Origin of the sequence: Streptomyces sp. NBC_01351, assembly GCF_036237315.1 — a bacterium.
GTDB lineage: Bacteria > Actinomycetota > Actinomycetes > Streptomycetales > Streptomycetaceae > Streptomyces.
In genome coordinates this window covers 7,807,806-7,830,917 of record NZ_CP108356.1, presented here as the reverse complement: position 1 = coordinate 7,830,917, position 23,112 = coordinate 7,807,806, and the positions used below count along the sequence as shown (strand labels likewise).

Genomic DNA, 23,112 nt, shown 5'->3' with positions numbered 1-23,112 from the left:
GGGCGGGTGACCCTGGCCCCCGGGTGGTGGCGTCGGCGCGCGGGCGGGCCGTGGTCCGTCGAGGATGGGCGGCGTACCGTCCGCCCTGCCTTCAGGAGCATCCCCATGCTGGAGCGCACTCTGCGCAAGGACCGCACCGAGGTCACCTTCGTCCTCCCCGCCCACACCCCGCCCGGTCCGGTCAGTGTCGTGGGCGACTTCAACGACTGGCAGCCCGGTGCCCACACCTTGAAGCCGCGCAAGGACGGCAAGCGCGCCGTCACCGTCGAGCTGGCCGGCGAGCGCACCTACTCGTTCCGCTACCTGGCTGCCGGTGACTACTGGTTCAACGACGACACCGCCGGCGACCAGGACGGTTCCAACAGCCGCCTCCACACCTGATCCCCCCTCCCGCCGCCACCGGCTCCGGAGGACGGCGAACGTGTCGCCTCCCCCGCCCCGGGTAGGGGCCCGGTGCGGGGTGCGGTCCTGGCCTCATGGCTGCGACGGGGGCCGCATCCCGCCCGGCCGGCGCCCGGCGGCCACACGCTCCCCGGCCCGCGGACGGACGCAGGATTCCGGTCTGGCGAAACCGGAATCGTGGATCGTATAATTCGGGCATGGAGCCTGTCGAGCCGCGAACCAGCTGGACGTTCGTCACCAACCACGCCCGGATCCTCGCGATGATCCAGCGCAATCCGGAAACCCGGCTGCGCGACATGGCCGCGGCGTGCCGGCTGACCGAACGCGCGGCCCAGGCCATCGTCACCGACCTGGAGAGTGCCGGCTACCTCACACGGGCCCGCCACGGCCGCCGCAACCGCTACCGGATCACGCCCGGCACCCTCTTCCGCCACCCGGCCGAAGGCCGCCACGAGGTCGCTGATCTCCTGATGCTGCTTGCCCAGCTCGACCCCTCACCGGGCGATGAGACCCGGCCCGCCCCGGCCGGGCGCCGGGCGGGGTCGGATCGCACGAACTCCTGAGATGGCTTTGAAGGGAGACAGGCCATGCCCGCCCACTTCCGGTACACGCCTCCCGCAGCTTCCGCGAACATCGGCGCCACCAGGATCCCGGCCACCGTCTCCGTGGACTTCGAACCGGGTCCCCAGCGGGTGCTGGCCCGCGTGCACGGGGAGATCGACATGGACCACGCGAGCGCCCTGCGGGAGGACCTCACCTCGGCCCTGGAGGCCGGCCGTCACGGCCTCGACATCGACCTCTCGGACGTCACCTTCTGCGACAGCTCGGCCCTGCACGTGCTACTGGACTTGAACAGGATGGCCGCCGAGACCGGCAAGAGCCTCGTGCTCACCGCTCTCAGCCGCCGCGTCTCCCGCCTCTTCGAGATCACCGGCGCGCACCACGTGTTCACCACCGTGGACGGCCCGCGCGGGGCAGCCGCATCACCGTAGGCCGACGTGCCGGCCCCGGCGGGTAGGCGGCGGGCCTCAGGTGTCCGGCTCGGCGGCCGAGATTGCCGCGAGAGCCGACCCCGGATCCCGTTCGACCTCCAGGTCGCCCAGGGTGACCACTCCGACGAGTTCACCGTCCTCGGTTTGCACGGGCAGACGCCTCAGCGCATGCCGGCGCATGAGATCGGCGGCCTGGTCGACCCCGTCGCCGGGACTGACGGTGACCGGTTCAGAGCTGCAGATCGCCTGCACCGTCGTGTCGGCAGGGTCGCGATTCTCTGCCATGGCGCGTATGACGAGGTCCCGGTCCGTGAGGATGCCGCAGAGCCGGCCCTCGTCGACGACCAGAACATCCCCGATCCCCGCGTCCCGCATGACGCGTGCCGCTTCGGCCAGTGAGGTCAGCTTCTCGACGGTCACCGGCTTCTCGGTCATCACCTCGTGGACTCGTCGGGTCATGGCTCCTCCCACTGCTGGAAGCGGTTCCTACCCGGCGCCTACCCGCCGCGGCGAGCCGTACGCCCACGCGTTTGGGGTGCCGGGAACGGGTTAGACGCTGCGCAGGACCGATTCCGAACGAGGGGAGTGACATCGTGTCGGGCGAAGAGAAGATGCGGGCCAAGAAGGAACAGGCCATGGGCAAGGCCAAGGAAGCCACGGGCCGCGCCGTCGGCAACGAGCGCCTCACCACGAAGGGACGCGCCGAGCAGGTCAAGGGCGAGGCGCGCGAGGCCAAGGAGAAGATCAAGGACGTCTTCAAGAAGAAGTAGCGGGGCGTATGCCCACCGCGTGCTTACCCGTACGAAGGCCGCGTCCGGACGCCGTCCGGAGGCGGCCTCCCCCGGCCCGCCGACCGGCCGCCTGCCTCCCGGTCCCGGCCACGGCCGCGCCCGGCCGTTACGGTGGCGGGATGGAACAGCGGATCAGCCTGGTCACCCTGGGGGTCTCGGACCTCGCCCGCGCCAAGAGCTTCTACGCGGCGCTCGGATGGCGCGGCACCGAAGTCGAGGAGACGGTCTTCCACCAGGCGGGCGGTATGGCCATGGTCCTGTGGGACCGCCGGAAACTGGCCGCGGACTGCGGGCTGCCCGACTCCCCGCCGCCCGCCGGGTTCGGGGGCATCGCCCTGGCGCACAACGTACGTACGGACGCCGAGGTGGACGCCCTCCTCGGCGTCGCCTCGGAGGCCGGCGGCACCGTCACCCGTCCCGCCGCCGTCAACGCGATCGGCTTCTACTCGGGAGTCTTCACCGACCCCGACGGCCATGCCTGGGAGATCGCCCACAACCCCGGCTTCACCCTGGCCGAGGACGGCTCCCTGATCCTGCCCGACTTCGCCGCGCTCACGGCCGGAACACCGGGCGATGCACCGCGGGCGGTGGACATCTGAGGCGCCGCAGGCGCCCCGCTCCCGCTCGCTCAGCGCGCGTGGAGGATCCGGAAGCGCTCGGGTTCCGCCGGATCGCGATCGACGACCTGGACCGGCGGCCAAGCCCATTGCCATACGCCGATGCCCGGCGTGCGGGAGAACCGGATCCGCCCGCGGGTGCCTTCGACCGCGACGCTCGGCCAGGACGCGGCGGTGCGCGCCCGGTCCGCGCCGTGAGAACGCAGCACGTCGGCGAGGACGGCGACCGTGTCGTAGCCCTCGAAGGCGACGAAGGAGGGCGCTTCGGCCAGCCGCTCGCGCAGGGCCGTCCCGACTCGTGCACCGAGTGGGGTGAGGCGCTCGGGCAGGTAGCGCAGGAACGGGATCGCGGCGCCGTCGTCGCCCAGCAGCGTCGCCCATTCGGCGAACTCCGGTTGCCCGGCCGGAGCTCCGATCGTGATGTCGGCGAGGCGCCGGTCGCGGCGGACGGCCTTGACGATCGGCACGGCCGGCTCCGGATGGCCGACCAGGAGGAGCAGGGCTGTCGCGCGACGGGCGACGAGTTCGTCGCACACGGCCGTGGGGGCGAGTGCGCGCGCGTCGAGTTCGACGACGGTGCCGCCGCGGGGCGCGAGGTGGTCGCGCAGGATGCGGGTCCCGGATGCCCAGTACACGCTCTGCTCGGCCGCCACGGCGATGCGACGGTGGCCCGCGCCGAGGAGGAAGTCCGCGTAGATCCTCCAGCCGTGGGACTGCGCCGGGGCGAGGCGCGCGACCCGGTCCGTCGGCTGGTCGGTGAGCGCGTCGAGAACCGCCGACGAGCAGAGGAACGGCAGGCCGAGGGCGTCGGCCCGGGCCGCAGCGGCGCGGGCGACAACGCTGTGGTACTCCCCCGCCAGGGCGGCCACGCCCAGGCGGGCCAGCTCGTCCACGGCCGCCGCGGCCCTCTGCGGATCGGCCGCGGTGTCGCGGACCAGCAGCTCCAGTGGCCTTCCGGCGATCCCGCCGGCGTCGTTGACCTCGCGAACGGCCAGTTCGAGGCCGGCGAGCAGGTGTCGGCCCGCCTCGACCCAGCCGGGCCGGGTCAGCGGAACGAGAGCGCCGATCAGGACGGACGAGCCGTCGGTCCGTCCCGCTCCGGGTGTCGATGGTGGCGTTTTCGTGGTCATGTGTCGGCGTCTCCCGTGTGACGGACTAGTCCTGCCAGTAGAAGAGCAACGTCTGGACGTCGAGCGGGCCTCGGCCGCCGAAGTAATAGACGCCGAGGTCCGTGACGCGGACCGATCCGGTGGCTCCGTCGATCCAGCGGAACCCGGCCGCTTCGAGGGCGGCGCGCGCGGCGGGATCGTCCTCGTGGTCGCTCGCGAACCTCCCCAGCGTGCTGATCAGCACCTCCTGCCCGGCCCCTCCGTACCCGATCACGTGGTACGTGCCGCCGCCCTGGCGATGGGCGTCGCCGCAGGACAGCGGAGGGCTCGGGGCCAGCCCCGCCGCCGTCAGCGCGGCCGTGGCCAGGGCCAGTTGCCGCTCCTCGTCCGGCGGTGGCGGAGGCTCCGTGCACAGGGCCTCGACCCGCCAGCGCGGGTCGCTCTGCTTCTCGCACTCGGGCCCGTACTCGTGCACGATCGCGCGGCGCAGCTCCTCGTCCAGGCCGGCGACCTCCACCCGGGGCCGCCCCAGCGCCTCGTACACGGCCCGGGTCTCGGCCACGTCCCCGGTCAGCCGGTTCAGGGCGTACGCGGCCCACAGCTGGGCATCGGCCGTCGGCGCCTCGGCCAGGTAGGCGCGGACCCGGTCGGGGCAGGTCAGCAGTGATTGGGCGAGGTGCGCCACCTGTGGGTCGGGGTCCGCGAGGGCGTCGGTGACGTCCCCGCCGGCCCGGTCGCGCAGGCGCACGGCGACGGCCCGGTCCTCGGGCCGGGCGCCGTCGAGCTCGGCGAGTACCGCCTCTACGCCGTACCGATCCGTGAGTGCCTCCAGCCCGGCTTCCCCGACCGCCCGCTCGGTCCGCCAGTGGCTGAACGCGAGCGTCGCAAGTCCGGCCGCCGCGGTGCGGTCCCCGAGGGCCGCGCGAGCTCGGAGGACCGCCTGGGGCATGCCGTACGCGTCCTCGCGGAGCCGGTCCTCGTGCCGCAGCCAGGGCAGGAGCTCCACGCGGTCGGAGAGGAGGACCAGCAGGGCCTGCCGGACCGTCCCGGAGTCACCGGTGTCGCGGACGCGGTCGAGCAGTTCACCGAGCCCGCTCCGCGGCACCCGGCCGGTCAGCGCGTCCACACAGGCCGTCCGGCGCCACCAGGGCTGGGCGGGGTCGACGGCGCACCGCACGAGCAGGTCCGCGTCGTACGCCCGCAGTCCTGCGGCGTCGGCCGCGCCGGCCTGCGGTGTCAGGGTCTCGATGGTCGGCATCCGGGGATGCTACTGCTCACCCCCGCGCCGCCCGAAGCCAATTAGGCCGGGGGCAGTCCCTTCCGAGTGCTGCCGGGTGCGGTCGGCCCCTCCCGGGACGGATCCGGGTCGAGGCGGTCGACGAGGATGACCGCCACGTCGTCCGCCAGGGCGCCCTGGGTGTGGCGGAGCAGCGCCTGGCGCAGGCCTTCCAGGAACGCGGGGCGGGTGTGGTTGCGCATCGAGGCCATGGCTTCGGACAGGTCGAAGAAGGTGCGGTCGGCGTCGCGGGCCTCGATGACGCCGTCCGTGTACAGCAGCAGCCGGTCCCCCGGGGCGAACGGATGGCGGTCCGGCCGGCCGGGAGGGCCGCTGATGAATTCCTCCAGGCCGAGCGGCGGCAGCGGGCCGGTGGGCGTGAGGGCCCGGACCGTACCGCCGCTCATCAGCAGCGGTGGCGGGTGGCCCCGGTTGATCACCTCGATGTCGGGGCCGTCGGGGATCTGCGCCACGAGCGCGGTGACGAAGCCCTCCAGGAGGGTGTCCTCGCTGTCGGCCAGCGCCGCACCGACGCCCGCGTCCGCCAGGGCGGCGTCCCGCCGCAGGGCCTCCGCGCAGTGGTTGACGACCTCCACCAGGTCGTCCTCGTAGTGCACGGACTCCCGGAACGCACCGAGCACGACCGCGGCGGCCCGTACGGCGGGCAGCCCCTTGCCCCGGACGTCCCCGACGATCATCCGGACCCCGTAGCGGGTCTGGACGGCCTCGTACAGGTCGCCGCCGATCTGCGCGCCCGTCTCGGCGGCCAGGTACATGCTGGCCGCCCGTACGGAGCCCAGCCGGTCCGGCACGGGCCTCAGCAGGACCTCCTGGGCGGCGGCGGCGATCCGGCGGACCTGGTTGAGCTCGTTCTCCCGGCGCGTGCGCACGGCGCGGCTCGTCATGACGCTCGCCACCGACACCAGGGACAGGGCCAGGAGGTTCGTGTACACCTGCTGCCCGCCCCAGGCCTGGTTGTGGGTGGCGGTGGTCACGCTGACCGCGAGGGCCACCCCGGCTGCCGCGAGGGTGCCCTTGGGACCCATCGTCACGGCCGCCAGCGCGGGCGTCGCGACCAGCAGGGGGCCGGTGTAGACGAAGTGGACGGGCGTGAGCTCGACGAGGAGCACCAGCAGGGCGATCGCGAAGGGCACGCACTCCGCGAGAGTGAAAAGGACCTGGTGGTGGCCGCCGGCTCCCGTCCCCGGGGGCGAGCGCACGGGCGCTCTCATGTGTACAGCCTGCCCTGCCCGGGCACAGGGCCGCCACTCATCGGCGCATCCGGCCCCCGGGACCGTCCGGCCACCGCCCGAGCGGGTATGCATGCGGAAAGCGGCGGGCCGCCCCGCCTCCCCAAGGGCTTGGAGGGCACGCACTCCCATGAGCACCGACCCCGCGGAGGTTCCCCGGGTCTCCCGTGCGGAATTCGACGCCCTCTTCGCCTCGGTCCGTACGTGGGGCCGCTGGGATCCGGCCGACCGGGGCGCCTGGAACCGGGTCACCCCGGACCACGTGCGCCGGGCCGCCGCCCTGGTCCGGGACGGCAGGACGGTGCCGCTGGGGCTGCCGTGGAACACCCGGCCCGGCCCCGACAACGGCAAGCCCGCCCTGCACCACATGACCGACCTCGGCGACGTGGAGCCGCCCGAACCGGCCACCTACAAGGACTTCCTCGCCGTCGACTACCACGGCAAGGCCGTCAGCCACCTCGACGCGCTGTCACACGTCGCCTACCGGGGGCTGCTCTACGGGGGACACCCGGCGCGCGGGGCCATCGACGCCGGCGGCGCCCGCTTCGGCTCGGTGGCGGCGCTCGGCCCGCTCGTCACCAAGGGCGTGCTCCTCGACCTGCCCGCCGTCCTCGGGGCCCCCTGGCTGGAGCCCGGCCACGCGGTGCGCGCCCGTGACGTCATCGCCGCCGAGCGGGCGCTCGGCGTCCGGATCGACGACGGGTGCGCGGTACTGCTGCGCTCCGGCCGGTTCCGGCGCCGCCGCGAGGTGGGCCCGTGGGACGCCGACGCCGCCTGCGCGGGCTTCCACGTCGACGCGGTGCCGCTGCTGGCCGAGCGGGCGATCAGCCTGCTCGGCGCGGACGGGGACAGCGACGTACGGCCCTCCCCGGTCGAGGGCCTGCACTCCCCCGTCCATGCCCTGGCCGTGGCGGCCATGGGGGTGCCGCTGCTGGACAACCTGGATCTGGAGGCGCTGTCCGCCGCCTGCGCGGAGGCGGGACGCTACGAGTTCATGATCGTCGTGTCCCCCCTCGACGTCCCCGGCGGGACGGGCTCACCGGTCAATCCGGTCGCTCTCCTGTGAAGCCGGAAATGATCGGGAATATACTCAAAAGGGACTTATTTAACGTATTCAACTTTCACCGCACGGCACCGCACGACACCGCACCGCACGTCACCGCACGGCAAGGGGAGTGATGCAGATGGGGGTCACGGGAGAGCAGATCGGTCCCGCACGCTCCCGTGAGCGATTCCTGGTGGGCGAGCCGGTCGAGACCGGGGTGCGGAGCCCGATCCTGAACTCGTGGCTGCGCTGCCGACTGTTGGGACTGTCGCCGGACCAGACCGAGCTGCCCTACCGGGACGACTTCGATCCGGACAGTCGGCTCGTACGGGCCGCCGGACCCGTCCTCGACCAGCTGCAGTCCCGGTTCTCCGGCAGCCGCATGAACATCTCGGTCGCCGACGCGAACGGCACCGTGCTGCAACGCCGCTTCGGCGAGCCCTCCTTGGCGTGGAGCCTGCCCCCCATCCAGAGCGTGCCCGGCTTCGTCTTCGCCGAGCGGTTCGCCGGGACGAACGGCATCGGCCTCGCCCTGGCCGAGCGGGGTCCCATCCAGGTCTACGGCGCGGAACACTTCGCCGAACGCGCCCAGTCGAACGGCTGCTGCGCCGTCCCCATCCGCGACCAGCTCAGCGGACGCATCGCGGGCGTGCTCTGCTTCGGGTACCCGCACGCCTACGAGCACCCGGCCCTCCCCGTCCTGCTGCGGCGGGCGGCCGAGTCGATCGAGCGGCGGCTGATGGAGCACAGCTCGGCGCGCGAACGCGGGCTGCTGCGGGCGTACCTCGATGCCGAACTGCGGGCCCGTACGCGCGGGGACGCCCAGGACGGGCACCACATGGGGCCGACGCTCCCCGTCGAGTCGGCCGAGTCGGCAGACCCCGCCGAGCTGGACGCACTGGGCGAGCTGGAGCTGGACCCGCACGATCAGATGGTCCTCAAGGAGAAGGCGACCGAGCTGATCTCCGCCTCCCGGCGGGCCGCCGTCGACGTTCCCCTCCCCCACGGCCGGGAGGCCACCTTGCTGAGCCGCCCGGTCACCAGCCGCTCCGGGGTGCGGGGCATGGTCGTAGAGGCCGTGCTCAGCAGCGACACCGCGCCGGTCCACCACCTCTCCGTCTCGCCCCGCTCCGGGCCCTCCCGCACCGGATCGCCGCCCGCCGGACCGACGCCGGCGTCCACCGGACCCCGTCCCGGCACGGTCCGCGGGCTGGTGCTGGTGGGCGAGCCGGAGGTCGGGAAGTACGCCGTCGAGGCGCGGCGGCGCCTGGAGCTGCTGGCCGAGGCCAGCACCCGTATCGGCACCACCCTGGACGTGACCCGCACGGCCCGGGAACTCGCCGAGATCGCGGTCCCGGCCCTGGCCGACTACGTCACCGTCGATCTGCCCGAGGCCGTCCTGCGCGGCGACGAGCCCGCCGTTCCCGGGAGGGACCTGCACCGCACGGTGGTCCACGGCATCCGCGACGACTGCCCCTTCTACCCGGCAGGCCGGCACGTGGAGCTCCGCCCCGGGAACCCCGTCAGGCGCTGTCTGACCGAAGGGCACACGTTCCTGGAACCCGAGCTGGCTTCCGCGGCCGGCTGGATCGCCCAGGATCCGGAGCGTGCCCGGCGGATCATGGCGCTCGGCGTGCACTCCCTCATCGCCGTCCCCCTGCTCGCCCGCGGCGTCCTGCTGGGCATCGCGAGCTTCTACCGCGCGCAGGACCCCGCCCCCTTCGGGGACGACGACAGCCGGCTCGCGCAGGAACTCGCGGCCCGCGCCGCCCTGTGCATCGACAACGCCCGCCGCTACACCCGGGAGCACACCCTGGCCCTGGCGCTCCAGCGCAGCCTGCTCCCGCGCGGCCTGCCCGACCAGGGCGCCGTCGAGGTCGCGCACCGCTACCTGCCCGCCGAATCGGGCGTGGGCGGCGACTGGTTCGACGTCATCCCCCTGTCCGGCGCCCGCGTCGCCCTCCTCGTGGGCGACGTCGTCGGCCACGGGCTGCACGCCGCCGCCACGATGGGGCGGCTGCGGACCGCCGCACGCAACTTCGCCGAACTCGAACTCGCCCCCGACGAGCTCCTGACCCACCTGGACAACCTCCTGGTGCGCCTGGACCGGGAGGAGGGGGACGACCACTCCACGGGCAGCATCGGGATCGTCGGCGCCACCTGTCTGTACGTCATCTACGACCCCACCTCGCGACAGTGCACCATGGCCCGGGCCGGCCACCTGCCGCCCGCCCTGATCCATCCCGACGGCAGCGTGCGCTTCCCCGATCTGCCCGCCGGGCCCCCGCTGGGCCTGGGCGGCCTGCCCTTCGAGACGGCCGAGATCGAGCTCCCCGAGGACAGCACCCTCGTCCTCTACACCGACGGGCTGGTCGAGGACCGCCACCGCGACATCGACGTCGCCCTCGATCAGCTGAGCCGCGCCCTGGCCCACACGGACCGGAGCCCCGAGGACACCTGCCAGGCGGTCATGGACGCCATGGCGCCCGAGCACCCCACCGACGACATCGCCCTGCTCGTCGCCCGCACCCACACCCTGCCCGCCGACCGGATCGCCGTGTGGGACCTGCCGGCCGATCCCGCGCGGGTCTCCGACATCCGCGCCGCCGCCACCCGGCAGCTGGCCGACTGGGGGCTGGAGGAACTCTCGTTCGCCGCCGAGCTGCTGCTGAGCGAGCTGGTCACCAACGCCGTCCGTTACGGGACCGAGCCGATCCAGGTGCGCCTGATCCACGACCGCGCCCTGATCTGCGAGGTCTCCGACGGCAGCAGCACCGCCCCGCACCTGCGGCGGGCCGCCACCACCGACGAGGGCGGCCGGGGGCTGTTCCTCGTCGCGCAGCTGGCTCAGGCCTGGGGCGCCCGCTACACCCCCCGGGGCAAGGTCATCTGGGCCGAATGCGCCCTGGAGGCCGCATAGGACCTGTCATGCCCGGATTTGCCCTGTGAGTGCCAGTAGCATCCTGCCTGTCCCAGCCTCCCGACAGGGGGATCCGAGGCCGGCCCCGGAGACGTCCGTGCATGACGCCCATGACCCTTCCGACACCTCGACGAGCCACCCGCCCCGGCGCTCCGCCGGGGAGCCGCTCGTACGGATACGCGGTCTGGGCAAACGGTTCGGCGGCACCGTCGCGCTGGACGCGGTCGACCTCGACCTCCACCGCGGCAGCGTGCTCGCCCTCCTCGGCCCCAACGGCGCCGGGAAGTCCACCCTCATCAAGGTGCTCGCCGGGGTCCATCGCGCCGACGAGGGCGAGGTCACGGTGGCCGGGCACCCGCTCCGGTCCGAAGCGGCCTCCGGGAAGATGTCGTTCATCCACCAGGACCTCGGCCTGGTGGAGTGGATGACGGTCGCCGAGAACATCGCCCTGGGGACGGGCTACGCGCGCCGCCACGGCCTGATCTCCTGGCGGCGGACCCGGGAGCAATGCGCCGAGGCCCTGCGGATCGTCGCCGGGCACCTGGACGCCGACGCCCGGATCGTGGACCTGGCGCCCGCCGAGCGTTCCCTGGTGGCCATCGCCCGGGCCCTCGCGCGGCGGGCGGAGCTCTTCGTCCTCGACGAGCCGACCGCCACGCTCCCCGCCGCGGACTGCGCCCGCCTCTTCGACGTGCTGCACGCCCTGCGCGACCGGGGGCACGGCATCCTGTACGTCAGCCACCGCCTCGACGAGGTGTACCGGGTCGCCGACGCGTTCGCCGTCCTGCGCGACGGCCGCCTGGTCAGCGGCGGGCCGCTCGCCGGGTACGGCCCCGCCCGCCTGGTCCGGGACATCGCGGGCGGGCTACCGGCCGGGCGCGGACCGGCCGCCGCCGTGCCCGCGGGCCGTCCTCCCGTACTGCGCCTCGACGCCGTGACGACGCGGCGCACCGGGCCCGTCAGCCTGGATCTGGCGCCCGGGGAGATCGTCGGCATGGTCGGGCTGACCGGCGCCGGCCACATGCACCTGGGCCGCGCCCTCGCGGGCGCGCTGCCGCCGCTCGGCGGACGGGCACTGCTCGACGGCCGGCCGTACCACCCCCGCACCGTGGCCGCCGCCCTCGGCCGGGGCGTCGGTTTCGTGCCCGCCAACCGCCAGGAGGAGGGCTGCGCCCCCGATCTGACGGTCCGGGAGAACCTCCTGGCGAACCCGCGGGCTGCCGGTGTCCCCGCGTGGCGATGGCTCGGTCCCCGGCGCGAGCGGCGCGAGGCGGCCGGTCTGATCGAACGGTTCTCGGTGCGCCCCCGCGACAGCGAGGTGCCCCTCGCCACCCTGTCCGGCGGCCACCAGCAGAAGGTCGTCCTCGGCCGGGCCCTCCGGGGGCGGCTGCGGCTGTTGATCCTCGAGGAGCCGACCGCGAGCGTGGACGTGGGCGCCAAGGCGGCGATCCACGGGCTGCTCGACGGGGCGGCAGCCGAGGGCGTGGCGGTCCTGCTGGTGTCCACCGACTTCGAGGAGGTCGCGGACCTCTGCCACCGCGCGCTGGTCTTCGTACGCGGATCGGTGGCGGCCGAGCCGGCGGGCGCCGCCCTGACGCCCGTGGAACTCACCCGCGCCGCGTCGGCCATGCCTCCGATCACCGGAAGCGCGACGGCCCCGTGACCCCCTGGTCCCCGCGCGGGCACATCATCGGAAACTACGGCCTGCCGGCCCTCGCCGCCCTGCTCTTCCTGCTCTTCTCCGTCGCCCTGCCGGACACCTTCCCGACCCGGGACAACGTGTCCTCGATCCTGTCCAACCAGTCGATCCCCGCCCTCCTCGCACTCGGTGCGACGATCCCGATCGCGACCGGCAAGTTCGACCTGTCCATCGGCTACGGGCTGGGCCTGGCGCACGTCCTCGTGATGTACCTCGTCGTCGACGGGGGGACGCCCTGGCCGCTCGCCTGCCTCGTCGTCGTCCTCGGCGGGGTGCTGGTCGGCGCCCTGAACGGGGTCGTCGTCGAGTTCGCCCGGATCGACTCCCTCATCGCCACGCTGGGCACCGGGAGCATCATGTACGCCCTCACCGGATGGCTCACGGACGGCAGCCGGATCGTGCCCGGTCCGGAGGGCCTGCCGGCCGCCTTCACCGGACTCTACGACGCCCGGTTCCTTGGCCTGCCGCTGCCCGCCTTCTACGTCCTGGCCGCCGTCGTCGTCCTGTGGGTGGTGCTGGAACGGCTGCCGTTCGGCCGGTACTTGTACGTCGTCGGCTCCAACCCCCGCGCCGCCGCGATCATCGGCATCCCCACGCGCAGGTACTCCGTCTACGCCTTCGCCGGATCGGGCCTGGTCGTGGGCATCGCGGGGGTCCTGCTCGCCGCGCAGCAGCAGATCGGCAACCCGAGTGTCGGACTGGACTACCTACTGCCCGCCTTCGTCGGCGCGCTGCTCGGCTCCACCACGATCAGACCCGGCCGCGCCAACGCGCTCGGCACCCTCGTCGCCGTCAGCGTGCTCGCCGTCGGGCTCGCCGGGATCGGCCAGCTCGGCGCCCAGTTCTGGGCCACCCCGCTGTTCAACGGCGCCACGCTGCTGCTGGCGGTCGGCCTGGCCGGCTACGCGGCCAGGCGGCGGCTGCGCACGCGGCCCGCGGCGGACGGCCACCCTCCGAACGCGCAGCCCGGGCCGTCGGCGCCGCGGGCAGCCGACGCCCCGTAGACCCCCAGCGCACCCCCGGTCAGGAGCACCGTGTACCCGAACCGCACCGGCACCCTCGCGGCCGCGGCCTTGTGGGCGGCCGTCGCCACCCTCGCCGCGGGCTGCGGAGGCGGCTCGTCCGAGCCCTCCACCGCGGCCTCGCCCCCGTCCGCCGGCTGCCCGGCCGTACTCGCGCGGGCGAAGGAGGCCGTCGCGCGGGCCGAGCGTACCGACACGTCTTGGAACGGGCCCACGACCGGCCCCGGGGCGGTTCCAAGCAAGACGATCGTCTACGTCGCGCAGACCATGACCAACCCCGGTGTCGCCGGAGTCGCCAAGGGCGTCCGGGAAGCCGCGGCGGCCATCGGCTGGCAGGTCCGGGTGATCGACGGGGAGGGGACCCCGGCGGGCATCCAGGCCGCGCTCAGTCAAGCGGTCACGCTCAGGCCCTCGGGCATCGTCATCGGCGGCTTCGACCCCCTGCTCACGGCGCAGCAGACGACGCGGGCAGAGGCCGCGGGGATCCCGCTGATCGGCTGGCACGCGGTCGGCGCCCCCGGACCGAGCAGGAGTCCCCGGCTGTTCACCAACATCACCACCAAGGTGGAGGAGGTGGCGGGGATCAGCGCGGACTGGGTCATCGCGCGGTCCGAGGGCGACGCCGGGGTCGTCGTCTTCACCGACGACTCCATCCCGTTCGCCCGCAACAAGTCCGAGCTGATCAAACGGCGGCTGGGAACCTGCCCCGGGGTGAGGCTGCTGGCGACCGCGAACATCCCCATCCCGGACGCGAGTCAGCGCACGCCGCAGCAGGTCTCCTCCCTGGTGTCCCGCTTCCGGGACCGGTGGACCCACTCCGTCGCGATCAACGACCTCTACTTCGCCGATGCCGCCCCGGCGCTGCGTGCCGCCGGGCTCCCCGGCGAGGGGCCGCCCTTCAACATCGGTGCGGGCGACGGTGATCCTTCCGCCTTCCAGCGCATCAACAGTCGCCGTTTCCAGGCCGCCACCGTCCCCGAGCCGCTGACCCAGCAGGGCTGGCAGATCGTCGACGAGTTCAACCGGTCCTTCGCCGGCCGGCCCGCCAGCGGCTACGTCGCGGCCGTTCACGTGGTGACGGCCGAGAACAGCGACGGGGCCACGTCCTGGGACCCGCAGGGCTACCGGGAGGCTTACCGGCGTGTCTGGCGCGGGGAGTGAGCCTCGGCGAAGTCCCGCCCGATTCGCAGGTGCGGCGCTGTTAGGCGCACGCGCGACCGGGCAGGCGCCAGGAGACGAACCACCGCGGACCACGAGGGAGTGCGGACGATGACCTCCGCCCGCGATGCTCCCCGATCGGGACGCTCTCCCTGAAGGCAGGTGAACGTGATGACCCTGGGCCGAACGGCGTCGCGGGCAGTGCGGCGCGACAAGTGGCTGCTGAGCGTGGGCGCAGCATGCGCCGCGTGGCTGGTGGCCCGGCAGCTCACGGAACGGAGGCACCGGTGAAGGCCTCGCAGGTCGCCTACAAGCCCGTGGGCCTGGCCCTCGGCGCCATCGGAGGCGCCCTGGCCGGCATCGCGTTCAAACAGGTCTGGAAGCGGCTCGGTCATGAGGACGACGCACCGACCGCCACCGACGAGGACCGCTCGTGGCGGGAGGTCCTCGTCGCCGCGGCGTTGCAGGGTGCCGTCTTCGCCGCCGTCAAGGCCCTGATCGACCGCAGCGGCGCGGTGGCCACCAAGCGCCTCACCGGCACCTGGCCCGCCTGACCGGCGACCACGACGGCGCCGCCCCGACTGCCTGAGGTACGGGCCTGCCCCGGGCAATGTTCAGTGGTCCGCGTCGTCCCCCACCCCCTCAGGCCGCGGCCCGGCAGGGGCAGCGGGTGGAGGAACGGGTGGCGGAACGGGTGGGGGCGCCGGTTCCGTCGCGCTCGCGGCAGGATGCGCGCGGAGGTAGCCGACCACCGTGTTGCCCACGGCCACGAGCGGGACCGCCACGACGGCCCCGCCGATCCCCGCGACGATGCCGCCCGTGGCAACGGCCAGGACAACCGCCAGCGGGTGGAGCCGCACGGCTCGGCCCAGGATGAAGGGCTGCAGGAGGTGTCCTTCGATCTGCTGCACCACGAGGACGACCATCAGAGCCATCAGCGCGGTGAAGACCCCCTCGGTGACGAGCGCGACGACGACGGCGAGCGCTCCGGAGACGACGGCGCCGACCAGGGGCACGAAGGACGACAGGAAGATCACCACACTGATGGGAAGGGCGAGCGGTACGCCGAGGAAGTAAATGCCCACGCCGATGAAAACGGCGTCGATCAGCGCGACGATCATGGTGCCCCGGATGTATGCGGTGAGTGTCCGCCAGCCGCGCGGGCCGGCACCAGCGACCCCGGGACGGGCGGCCGCGGGAACCAGCCGGAGCGTCCACAGCCAGATCCGCTTGCCGTCGTACAGCAGGAAAAGGGTGGCGAACATGGCCAGCAGCAGACCTGTGATCACCTCCACCAGCACCGTCACGCCTTGCAGGCCGGTGGAGGTGATCTCACTCGTGCTGGTGCCGATGGAGTCGCTCAGGCTGTCGGCGATGTCGTTGATCTGCTGTTCCGTGACGTGGAGGGGGCTGTCGATGAGCCACCGTTTGAGCTCCTCGATACCCTGCTGAACCCGTTCGGAGAGGTTGCCCAGGTTGTCGAGCACCTGCCAGACGATGAACCATCCGACCAGTCCGAGCAGCACGAATCCGCAGGTCGCGGTGAGCGCCGTCGCCGCGCCTCGTGAGAGTCCGCTCCGCTGTAGCCGGGCGACCGTGGGCTCCAGAAGCGCGGTGACCAGGAGCGCGACGACGAAGGCGAGCACGACCAGCCGTACCGCCCCGATGACCCGCATCAGCACCCAGAGGGTGGCGGCGAGCACCAGGAACCGCCATCCGGCTTCCGCGGCCACCCTCACCGACCAAGGCACCGCCCAAGCGGGCTCCCGCGCTCCGGGACCGGCACCGGGTGCCGCGTCCGACGGCGCCGGCTCCTCCCACTCTGCGGCGTCCTCCGCCTCCCGTCGGCTCTGGAGCATCGCACGGCGCTCGCCGAGCCCCGCGGCTCCCTTCTTGAGGCGTTCTCGCCATCCACGGAAGCCGGGCAGTCGAGTCAGGTCCACCCCACGGTCCCTCCGAGTGGTTTGCGTACCAGCACTCCCTCCAGGCTGGCGGCTGATCCGGGCTTCGGCACCCCGGGCGCCCGGGCGTGGAACGGGGCCTGGGGATCCGACGCGGGTCCGAGGGCGACGAAAGGCCTCCGCCTGCCCTACGCTCCGCCCATGGAACGCGCGGAGGTTCTCAAGCGAGTGATCGGCATCCTCACCGAGGCACAGGAGATCCGCCGGATGGCCGAAGCCGGGGAGGAGCACGACGACGGGGCGACCGCCGGAGTCGCGACCCAGCTCCTGAACGAGATGCTGCCGTCGATCAGTGTTCCCGCCGACGCGACGCCACAGGAGGTGGCCGGACTCGTCGCCGTGGCGCTCGGTCCGGCCCTGCACACGATGGTCTCCGGGTTCAGTCTGGCGTTCACCAGCCTCGCGATGGCGCACGACGCCGGCCGGACGGACATCTCCGCGGTGGAGGTCCTTCAGGAGCTCGCCCTCGAAATCGAGGCGGGAAACTACGACTGAGGGGACTCGTGGGCCGGAGTGCCCAGGTCAAGGCAGCTCGGGGATGAAGGGCACGTAGTCGGCTCCGTCGGCCGACGGGATGACGGTATAGCTGGCTTCGGGGAGCTCGTTCCAGATGCCGGGCAGGTCCCCCAGCGGCTCGGAGACCACGATGCGGGTGATGTCGGACACGTTGCTCAGGAAGTCCAGTTCCGGATACAGCCGTCGTACGGTCTCGGCCTTGCTGCTGTAGAACAGGGACCGCGTCTTGCCCTGGCTCGAGTAGCGGAAGGCCCATACGCGGGTGCCGTCGCTGACCGCCACCGTCATCTGGAGGGGGTCGGCGACACCGTGCTGCTTGCCGAGGCGCTCCACGAGGCCCGCCATCCTGGCGACCGCGCCCGGCACGTCCTGGTCCAGGCCGAAGGTCACCGCGAGGTAGAACATCACCTCCGAGTCCGTGGACCCTTCGATGGAGGGGAACAGGGCGGGGTCGACCGCCATGCACAGGTCTCGTTGCAGCCGCTCGAATTCCGCGATGGAACCGTTGTGCATCCACAGCCAGCGGCCGTGCCGGAACGGATGGCAATTGGTCTGCTGGATCGCCGAGCCCGTCGAGGCACGGACGTGCGCGAAGAAGAGCGACGAGCGCACGTGGGCGGCGAGCTCTCGCAGGTTGCGGTTGTTCCAGGCCGGCCCGATGTCCCGGAAAACGGCCGGCGTGTTGTCGCCCTCCGCGCTGTACCAGCCGATCCCGAAGCCGTCGCCGTTCGTGGGTTCCGCACCCATCCGGGCGCGCAGGCTCTGGTTGATCAACGAGTGCTCCGGGCGGTACAGCAGCGTGTCGAGGAGCACCGGCGAGCCGTAGAACGCCAGCCAGCGACACATGCGCATCATCCCCTTCGTCGCTGACTTCGAGACTAACCCCGCAGGCGCCCACGTCGCCGCAGGTGTGCTCCGCGTCGCGACCCGCGCGGTTCAGGCGGCCGCGGTGGTCTCGGCCAGGGCGTCCACCACGGCGCGCAGGTCGCGCAGGCGACGATGGGTCAAGCGCTGACGGCCGGCACCGCCACCGCGGGCCCGCAGGCCGTCGAGGAGGGTGATCGTCATCGGCAGGTCTCCGGCCGCGTGCAGGCCCGGGGCGGCCCGCTCCACGAGCGCGGTGACCAGGTCCCAGGCGGGTACCCGCCGGCCGCTGCGCAGGTCGAGTCCGTCTCCCTCCAGGCCGTGGCGGGCCGCGGCGCGGTGGGCGGTGTACAGCTCCCTGGGCCCGACGTGCGGCGGCTGGAGACCGTCCTCAACGTCCCGAAGCAGGACCGTGGCGAGTCCCCGTACGAGGACCGCGAGCAACACCGGCACGTCGAGATCGGAGTTCACGTCGGCGACGCGGATCTCCAGGGTGGGCACGTGCTCGGAGGGACGCGCGTACCAATAGAGCATCCGCCGGTCCATGAGCCGGCCGGTGAGCAGCAGCGCGGCCACGGTGCGTTCGTACCGGGCCTCGTCCAGGACCGGGGCGGGCCCGACGGTGGGCCACACGGCGTGCTCCACCCACCGCCAGCTCGCGTACCCGGAATCCGCGCCCCGGTCGAACGGAGAATTGGCGGCGAGGGCCTGGAGCACCGGCAGCCAGGGGCGCATGTGGTTGGCGAGGGCCAGTGCCCGGGCCCTGTCGGGCATGCCGATGTGGACGTGACAGCCGCAGACCACTTGCCGCAGGTCACCTAGGACGTATGCGTAGCGGGCGGCCATCCGCTGGTAGCGCGGGTCGGGTGCGACCTCCAGGGGCGTTTGCGGCGGGATCACCGGTGTTCCCGAGGCGACCAGCATGCAGCCTTCGTCCGAGGTCGCGCGGATGACGGTGTCCCGCAGCTGGGCGAGTTCTGCCCGTAGTTCGGCGCTGTCCGAAGTGGGGCGGGTGCAGGTCTCCACCTGAGCGGTGTAGAACTCCTGCTGCACCTGCGCGCCGAGGGCTTCCCTCGTTGCCGCGATGACCTGTGGCGCGCGGCCGACCGGCGCGCGGCTGTCGCGGTCGACGAGGAGGAACTCCTCCTCGACCCCCATCGTCAGCAGGGTCCGGTCGGGCGTGCGTACCGACCGGGCAGGGGCCTTGCCGCGTTCCGGGCCGTCCGGGGTGCCGTCTGCCCTCGCGGACAACGTCGTCGTCATGTGCGGTCCCTTCGTGAGGACAGGCAGCTCTCGGCGCGCGGGCCCGCTCCCTTCCTTCGCCTCTCTTCATTCGTCCTGCGGGCTCACCCAGCGTGTCCCCTTCTCCCGCGGCTTCCCGCTCTGCTTCTCGGGCTGCTGCGGGCGGTCGATCAGCTGATCGGACCGCTGCGGGCGGTCGAGACGGCTGGCTTCGTCCGTGTCGGCCGCCGCCGTCTTCCCGTCGTCGTGGCGATCGCCGTGCGGCTTCCGACGCCGGGCCTGCGCCCCGTCGTCGTGAAGCGGCACTCCTCCTGCTCCGCCCTGCTCGTCCATGGCAGCACTCCTCACTCCCGGTCCGGACCCCCATGTGGCGGCTGCCCTCCTCGCGGCCGCCGAAACCGTGCGTCGCCCGCTGCGCTCAGAGCATGACGTGCTTGGCCTGGGTGTAGTCCAGGAGACCGGACAGGGAGAGGTCGCTGCCGTAGCCGGAGTGTTTGACGCCGCCGTGCGGCATCTCGGAGACCGTGGTGCCGTGGGTGTTCACCCAGACGATGCCGGTGTGCAGGGCGCGGGTGGCGCGCATCGCGCGGTCGTGGTCGGTGGTCCATACGCTCGCGGCGAGGCCGAAGCGCACGCCGTTGGCGAGGTGCAGGGCCTCGGCCTCGTCGGCGAAGGGCTGGACGGTCACGACGGGGCCGAAGATCTCCTCCTGCACGATCTCGTCGTCCTGGCGCACTCCGGCCACGACCGTCGGCTCGTGGAAGAAGCCGGGGCCCGGCAACCGGCCGCCGCCGGTGACGATCTCGGCGTGGGACGGCAGGCGGTCCAGCAGGGCCCGTACCGAGGCGAGTTGGGTCGCGTTGTTGAGGGGGCCGAAGTCGACACCCGTGCGGAGCTTGGCCGTTGCGCCGGCGAAGGCCGCGAGGAAGGCGTCGTGGACGCGGCGGTGGACCAGGAGCCGGGTGGGTGCGGTGCAGTCCTGGCCGGCGTTGTAGTAGGCGACCGCGGCGAGGGCGGCGGCCGTGGACTCGACGTCCACGTCCTCGTGGACGACGGCGGGGGCGTTGCCGCCGAGCTCCAGGTGGACCCGTTTGAGGTCGGCCGCGGCGGCCGCCGCGATCTCCTGGCCGGCGCGGACGCTGCCGGTGACGGCGATCAGGGCGACCGCCGGGTGGGCGGTGAGGGAGCGGCCGGTGTCGCGGTCTCCGCAGACGACGTTGAGCACGCCCGGCGGCAGGTGCCGCGCGGCGATCCGGGCCAGCAGCACGGACGAGGAGGGGGTGGTGTCGGCGGGTTTGAGCACGGTGGTGTTCCCGGCGGCGATCGCCGGGGCGATCTTCCACGCGGCCATCATCAGCGGATAGTTCCAGGGGGTGATCTGCGCGCAGACGCCGACGGGTTCGCGGCGCAGCAGGGAGGTGCGGCCCTCGGTGTACTCGGCGGCCGCGGCGCCGGGGAGGTTCCGCGCGGCTCCGGCGAAGTAGCGGAAGGTATCGACGATCGCGGGCAGTTCCTCGGTCCTGAACTGGTCCGCGGGCTTGCCGGTGTCGCGGGTTTCGGCGGCCGTGAAGGCCTCCGCGTGCGCCTCGACGGCGTCGGCGATGCCGAGGAGGGCGCGCTGCCGGGCTGCCGGGGTGGTGGTGGACCAGTGCCCGTACGCCGCTGCCGCGGTGAAGCAGGCGGCGTCCGTGTCGGCGGGGCCGGAGCGCGGGGCGTGGCCGTGCACCCGGCCGGTGGCGGGGTCGGTGAGGGGCATGGTCGCGCCCGAGGCGGCGGGGCGGTCCACTCCCCCGATGTGGTTGTGCAGGTCGTCAGCCACGGCGCAGCGCCTCCTTGGCGGCGTCGCGTCCGGTGCGTACGGCGCCTTCCATGTAGCCGGCCACCCATTGGTCGGATCCGCATATGTAGAAGGGGGGTTCGTGGGTACCGTGCCTGGGGCCGACGGCCATGACGTCGCCGGGGGTCCACTGGGTGACGTAGCCCTGGGTCCACGGGTCGGTGCCCCACATGCGGACGTACGTGGCGAGCGGGTGCCGTGCCTCCTCGCCGTAGAGGCGGGCCATGTCGGCCAGCAGTTCGGCGGTGCGCAGGGGGGCGGGCGCGGCGAGCAGGACGCCGTAGCGTTCGGGCGGGACGAGGGCGGAGAGGACGCCTTCGCTCTGCGGCCAGGTGCTGCCGAGGAGTCCTTCGCATTCGGACAGGCCGCTGAGGCCGCGGTCGCGCCAGAAGGGTCTGGCGTAGGCGGCGGTGAACTTGGCTGCGAGGGCGTGGCGTTGGCGGTGCAGGGAGGCGAGGCGTTCGTCGGAGACGCCGGTGACGGTGACCGAGCGGAGCGGGCCGACGGGGAGGGCGCTGACCACGGCGGCGGCGGTCAGGGTTTCGCCGCCCGCCAGGCGTACCGTGCAGCGGCCCGGCCCACGTATCTCGACGGCCCGGACGGGTGAGCCCGTACGGATCCGGCCGCCGAGGGCCTCGGCCATGCGCAGGGCCACGGTGGCGGAGCCTTCGGCGACCCGCAGGCCCTCCCATGCCTCGTACTCGTAGTGGCCGCTGCCGGGGACGGCGGCGTGCTTGCGGAGGGCGGCGAGCAGGGAGGTGCGTTCGCAGGAGCCGTCGGCGAGGGCGAGTTGGCCGATCTCCCAGAGGCGTCCGACGGCCTGGGTGGCGCCTTGGGAGCGGAGCCAGTCGCCCACTGACAGGCCGTCCAGGTGTGCGGCCTCGGGGTGGGACCAGGGGTCGGCCGGGTCGACGGTTCCGGCGAGCGCGGTGAAGGCGGTGGTGACCTTGGCGTGGCAGGCCTCGTCACCGGGGCCGAACCAGTGGGGCGGGTCGCCGGCGGAGATCCCCTCGGGGGTGGCGCGGATGAGGGCGCCGGGCTCGGCGACGTAGCTGGGGACCAGGGTGAGGCCCAACTCCGCGGTCAGGGCGGTGTACGCGGTGTGGGCGCGGCCCACCACCTCCCCGCCGAGCTGGACCAGCCGGCCGTCGGGGAGGGCGGTCTGTTCGACGCGTCCGCCGACCCGGTCCCGGGCCTCGACGACGAGGACGTCGGCTCCGCCGGCGGCCAGGTCGCGCGCGGCGGCGAGACCGGCCAGTCCGGCGCCGAGCACGATGACGTCGTGGTTCATGGGGGGTGCCCTCCGGTCAGGCGTCGGCGTGGTCGAGGACCAGGCAGTGTTCGGGCTTCCAGGCGATCTCGACCCGCTCGCCGCCGCTCCAGCGGTCCTCCATGCGGGAGCGGACGGTGTTCTGTTCGAGCACGGACAGCGTGATGCCCGGGGCCAGTTCGATGAGGTAGGTGGTGGTCGGGCCGCAGTAGACGGTCTCCCGGACGACTCCGCCGACCTGGGCCATGCCCGGTTCGAAGTCGGAGAGCCAGATCTTCTCGGGGCGGATCGAGAGGCTCACCCGGCTGCCCTCGGGGACGCCCGAGCGGGGGCCCACGGGCAGGGCGGGACCCTCGTCGAGGAGGACCCGGCCGGAGCGGTAGGTGCCGGGGACGAGGTTGGAGGTGCCCATGAAGGAGGCCACGAAGCTGCTCGTCGGGCGCTCGTACACGTCCTCGGGCGTGCCGCACTGCTCGATGCGGCCCTCGTTCATGACGGCGAGGCGGTCCGACATGGTCAGGGCCTCGTCCTGGTCGTGGGTGACGAAGACGAAGGTGATGCCCACCTCGCGCTGGATCTGCTTCAGTTCGACCTGCATCCGGCGGCGGAGTTTGAGGTCGAGGGCGGCCAGCGGCTCGTCCAGCAGCAGGACTTGGGGCCGGTTGACCAGGGCGCGGGCGAGGGCGACGCGCTGCCGTTGGCCGCCGGAGAGCGTGGCCGGCTTGCGGTCGGCCAGGCCCCCCAGCTGGACGAGGTCGAGCATGTCGGCGACCCGTTCGCGGATCTCGGCGCGGGCGACGCCCTTGCGCTTGAGGCCGAAGGCCACGTTGTCGGCGAGCGAGAGGTGGTCGAAGAGGGCGTAGCTCTGGAAGACGGTGTTGACGTTGCGCTTGTTGGGCGGGAGCCCGGTGACGTCCTGGCCGTCGAGCAGGATGCTGCCTTCCGTGGGGTCGGCGAAGCCGCCGGTCATGCGCAGCAGGGTGGTCTTGCCGCAGCCGGAGGGGCCGAGGAGGGAGAAGAACTCGCCGGCGGCCACGTCGAGGGTGACGTCGCGGACGGCGTAGGTGTCGGCGTTGCGGTACTGCTTGGCGACCCGGTCGAGCCGGACGGCGGGGTGCGGGTGGACAGGCGAGGGGTGCAT

Annotated in this window: 23 protein-coding genes; 12 read left to right on the top strand and 11 right to left on the bottom strand. The window is 73.1% G+C overall.

Features of this window, described 5'->3' with window-relative positions; genetic code table 11:
* Window positions 1-105: 105 nt before the first annotated feature.
* The 3 genes from OG625_RS36095 (at window position 106) to OG625_RS36085 (ending at window position 1,394) form a co-directional block, all read left to right on the top strand.
* Complete coding sequence (locus tag OG625_RS36095; protein ID WP_329389421.1) at window positions 106-381, top strand: isoamylase early set domain-containing protein; 276 nt, start codon at window positions 106-108, stop codon at window positions 379-381.
* Window positions 382-599: 218 nt separating this feature from the next.
* Entirely contained in the window at window positions 600-965 is a 366-nt protein-coding gene (locus OG625_RS36090; protein ID WP_329389419.1) for a helix-turn-helix transcriptional regulator, read from the top strand.
* A gap of 24 nt (window positions 966-989) precedes the next feature.
* Window positions 990-1,394: an STAS domain-containing protein gene (locus OG625_RS36085; protein WP_329389417.1), complete on the top strand. Its 405-nt coding sequence runs from the start codon at window positions 990-992 to the stop codon at window positions 1,392-1,394.
* Between the two features lie 36 nt (window positions 1,395-1,430).
* Here OG625_RS36085 and OG625_RS36080 read toward each other — a convergent pair whose 3' ends face one another.
* The gene (locus OG625_RS36080; RefSeq protein ID WP_443067835.1) at window positions 1,431-1,829 is read right to left on the bottom strand and encodes a CBS domain-containing protein; all 399 of its coding nucleotides are present in this window, start codon (window positions 1,827-1,829) and stop codon (window positions 1,431-1,433) included.
* A gap of 158 nt (window positions 1,830-1,987) precedes the next feature.
* On the opposite strand from OG625_RS36080, the gene OG625_RS36075 reads away from it, so the two are divergent.
* Together OG625_RS36075 and OG625_RS36070 are read left to right on the top strand one after the other, a co-directional pair.
* A complete protein-coding gene (locus OG625_RS36075) occupies window positions 1,988-2,164 on the top strand; it encodes a CsbD family protein (protein ID WP_329389413.1) in 177 nt (58 codons plus the stop codon).
* 140 nt (window positions 2,165-2,304) lie between these two features.
* Window positions 2,305-2,784 carry a VOC family protein gene (locus OG625_RS36070; protein WP_329389411.1) on the top strand — a complete coding sequence of 160 codons (480 nt, stop codon included), beginning with the start codon at window positions 2,305-2,307 and terminating at the stop codon, window positions 2,782-2,784.
* A 29-nt stretch (window positions 2,785-2,813) separates the two neighbouring features.
* Here OG625_RS36070 and OG625_RS36065 read toward each other — a convergent pair whose 3' ends face one another.
* From OG625_RS36065 to OG625_RS36055, 3 genes are read right to left on the bottom strand one after another with little or no spacing between them, the layout of a single operon-like run.
* Window positions 2,814-3,932, bottom strand: coding sequence for an ABC transporter substrate-binding protein (locus OG625_RS36065; protein WP_329389409.1), 1,119 nt, complete (start codon window positions 3,930-3,932; stop codon window positions 2,814-2,816).
* A 25-nt stretch (window positions 3,933-3,957) separates the two neighbouring features.
* The gene (locus tag OG625_RS36060; RefSeq protein ID WP_329389408.1) at window positions 3,958-5,169 is read right to left on the bottom strand and encodes a hypothetical protein; all 1,212 of its coding nucleotides are present in this window, start codon (window positions 5,167-5,169) and stop codon (window positions 3,958-3,960) included.
* Window positions 5,170-5,210: 41 nt separating this feature from the next.
* On the bottom strand, window positions 5,211-6,419 hold the full coding sequence (locus OG625_RS36055; protein WP_329389406.1) for a PP2C family protein-serine/threonine phosphatase: 1,209 nt from the start codon (window positions 6,417-6,419) through the stop codon (window positions 5,211-5,213).
* A 148-nt stretch (window positions 6,420-6,567) separates the two neighbouring features.
* Here OG625_RS36055 and OG625_RS36050 point away from each other — a divergent pair, with 148 nt between their 5' ends.
* From OG625_RS36050 to OG625_RS36025, 6 genes are all read left to right on the top strand, one after another.
* Complete coding sequence (locus tag OG625_RS36050; RefSeq protein ID WP_329389404.1) at window positions 6,568-7,503, top strand: cyclase family protein; 936 nt, start codon at window positions 6,568-6,570, stop codon at window positions 7,501-7,503.
* Window positions 7,504-7,621: 118 nt separating this feature from the next.
* The gene (locus OG625_RS36045; protein ID WP_329389402.1) at window positions 7,622-10,402 is read left to right on the top strand and encodes a SpoIIE family protein phosphatase; all 2,781 of its coding nucleotides are present in this window, start codon (window positions 7,622-7,624) and stop codon (window positions 10,400-10,402) included.
* Between the two features lie 97 nt (window positions 10,403-10,499).
* Window positions 10,500-12,065, top strand: coding sequence for a sugar ABC transporter ATP-binding protein (locus OG625_RS36040; RefSeq protein WP_443067834.1), 1,566 nt, complete (start codon window positions 10,500-10,502; stop codon window positions 12,063-12,065).
* Window positions 12,062-13,105 (top strand): ABC transporter permease, encoded by a 1,044-nt coding sequence (locus OG625_RS36035; protein ID WP_329389400.1) that lies wholly within the window; start codon window positions 12,062-12,064, stop codon window positions 13,103-13,105. Before OG625_RS36040 ends, OG625_RS36035 begins: the two co-directional genes overlap by 4 nt.
* Window positions 13,106-13,135: 30 nt before the next feature.
* Window positions 13,136-14,284 carry a substrate-binding domain-containing protein gene (locus OG625_RS36030; protein ID WP_329389398.1) on the top strand — a complete coding sequence of 383 codons (1,149 nt, stop codon included), beginning with the start codon at window positions 13,136-13,138 and terminating at the stop codon, window positions 14,282-14,284.
* Window positions 14,285-14,568: 284 nt separating this feature from the next.
* Window positions 14,569-14,835, top strand: a complete 267-nt coding sequence (locus OG625_RS36025) for a DUF4235 domain-containing protein (protein WP_329389397.1) — start codon at window positions 14,569-14,571, stop codon at window positions 14,833-14,835.
* 60 nt (window positions 14,836-14,895) lie between these two features.
* On the opposite strand, the gene OG625_RS36020 is transcribed toward OG625_RS36025, so the two are convergent.
* Complete coding sequence (locus OG625_RS36020) at window positions 14,896-16,218, bottom strand: AI-2E family transporter (protein WP_329391249.1); 1,323 nt, start codon at window positions 16,216-16,218, stop codon at window positions 14,896-14,898.
* A gap of 165 nt (window positions 16,219-16,383) precedes the next feature.
* Here OG625_RS36020 and OG625_RS36015 point away from each other — a divergent pair, with 165 nt between their 5' ends.
* Complete coding sequence (locus tag OG625_RS36015; protein WP_329389395.1) at window positions 16,384-16,737, top strand: hypothetical protein; 354 nt, start codon at window positions 16,384-16,386, stop codon at window positions 16,735-16,737.
* A 27-nt stretch (window positions 16,738-16,764) separates the two neighbouring features.
* Here the strand turns inward: OG625_RS36015 and OG625_RS36010 are convergent, their stop codons facing one another.
* From OG625_RS36010 to OG625_RS35985, 6 genes are all read right to left on the bottom strand, one after another.
* Entirely contained in the window at window positions 16,765-17,604 is an 840-nt protein-coding gene (locus OG625_RS36010) for a class II glutamine amidotransferase (protein ID WP_329389393.1), read from the bottom strand.
* A 90-nt stretch (window positions 17,605-17,694) separates the two neighbouring features.
* Window positions 17,695-18,885 (bottom strand): carboxylate-amine ligase, encoded by a 1,191-nt coding sequence (locus OG625_RS36005; protein WP_329389391.1) that lies wholly within the window; start codon window positions 18,883-18,885, stop codon window positions 17,695-17,697.
* Window positions 18,886-18,951: 66 nt separating this feature from the next.
* Entirely contained in the window at window positions 18,952-19,197 is a 246-nt protein-coding gene (locus OG625_RS36000; RefSeq protein WP_329389389.1) for a hypothetical protein, read from the bottom strand.
* Between the two features lie 85 nt (window positions 19,198-19,282).
* Window positions 19,283-20,620 carry an aldehyde dehydrogenase family protein gene (locus OG625_RS35995; RefSeq protein ID WP_329391246.1) on the bottom strand — a complete coding sequence of 446 codons (1,338 nt, stop codon included), beginning with the start codon at window positions 20,618-20,620 and terminating at the stop codon, window positions 19,283-19,285.
* 55 nt (window positions 20,621-20,675) lie between these two features.
* Window positions 20,676-21,992: a flavin monoamine oxidase family protein gene (locus tag OG625_RS35990; protein WP_329389388.1), complete on the bottom strand. Its 1,317-nt coding sequence runs from the start codon at window positions 21,990-21,992 to the stop codon at window positions 20,676-20,678.
* A gap of 16 nt (window positions 21,993-22,008) precedes the next feature.
* Window positions 22,009-23,112: an ABC transporter ATP-binding protein gene (locus OG625_RS35985; protein WP_329389386.1), complete on the bottom strand. Its 1,104-nt coding sequence runs from the start codon at window positions 23,110-23,112 to the stop codon at window positions 22,009-22,011.

What these genes read in the sequence shown, in the direction of transcription:
- OG625_RS36095 (WP_329389421.1), top strand. Translation starts at nt 106, where the DNA reads ATGCTGGAGCGCACTCTGCGCAAGGACCGCACCGAGGTCACCTTCGTC.
- OG625_RS36090 (WP_329389419.1), top strand. Translation starts at nt 600, where the DNA reads ATGGAGCCTGTCGAGCCGCGAACCAGCTGGACGTTCGTCACCAACCAC.
- OG625_RS36085 (WP_329389417.1), top strand. Translation starts at nt 990, where the DNA reads ATGCCCGCCCACTTCCGGTACACGCCTCCCGCAGCTTCCGCGAACATC.
- OG625_RS36080 (WP_443067835.1), bottom strand. Translation starts at nt 1,829, where the DNA reads ATGACCGAGAAGCCGGTGACCGTCGAGAAGCTGACCTCACTGGCCGAA.
- OG625_RS36070 (WP_329389411.1), top strand. Translation starts at nt 2,305, where the DNA reads ATGGAACAGCGGATCAGCCTGGTCACCCTGGGGGTCTCGGACCTCGCC.
- OG625_RS36065 (WP_329389409.1), bottom strand. Translation starts at nt 3,932, where the DNA reads ATGACCACGAAAACGCCACCATCGACACCCGGAGCGGGACGGACCGAC.
- OG625_RS36060 (WP_329389408.1), bottom strand. Translation starts at nt 5,169, where the DNA reads ATGCCGACCATCGAGACCCTGACACCGCAGGCCGGCGCGGCCGACGCC.
- OG625_RS36055 (WP_329389406.1), bottom strand. Translation starts at nt 6,419, where the DNA reads ATGAGAGCGCCCGTGCGCTCGCCCCCGGGGACGGGAGCCGGCGGCCAC.
- OG625_RS36050 (WP_329389404.1), top strand. Translation starts at nt 6,568, where the DNA reads ATGAGCACCGACCCCGCGGAGGTTCCCCGGGTCTCCCGTGCGGAATTC.
- OG625_RS36045 (WP_329389402.1), top strand. Translation starts at nt 7,622, where the DNA reads ATGGGGGTCACGGGAGAGCAGATCGGTCCCGCACGCTCCCGTGAGCGA.
- OG625_RS36015 (WP_329389395.1), top strand. Translation starts at nt 16,384, where the DNA reads ATGGAACGCGCGGAGGTTCTCAAGCGAGTGATCGGCATCCTCACCGAG.
- OG625_RS36010 (WP_329389393.1), bottom strand. Translation starts at nt 17,604, where the DNA reads ATGTGTCGCTGGCTGGCGTTCTACGGCTCGCCGGTGCTCCTCGACACG.
- OG625_RS36005 (WP_329389391.1), bottom strand. Translation starts at nt 18,885, where the DNA reads ATGACGACGACGTTGTCCGCGAGGGCAGACGGCACCCCGGACGGCCCG.
- OG625_RS36000 (WP_329389389.1), bottom strand. Translation starts at nt 19,197, where the DNA reads ATGGACGAGCAGGGCGGAGCAGGAGGAGTGCCGCTTCACGACGACGGG.
- OG625_RS35995 (WP_329391246.1), bottom strand. Translation starts at nt 20,620, where the DNA reads ATGCCCCTCACCGACCCCGCCACCGGCCGGGTGCACGGCCACGCCCCG.
- OG625_RS35990 (WP_329389388.1), bottom strand. Translation starts at nt 21,992, where the DNA reads ATGAACCACGACGTCATCGTGCTCGGCGCCGGACTGGCCGGTCTCGCC.
- OG625_RS35985 (WP_329389386.1), bottom strand. Translation starts at nt 23,112, where the DNA reads ATGCACCCCTCGCCTGTCCACCCGCACCCCGCCGTCCGGCTCGACCGG.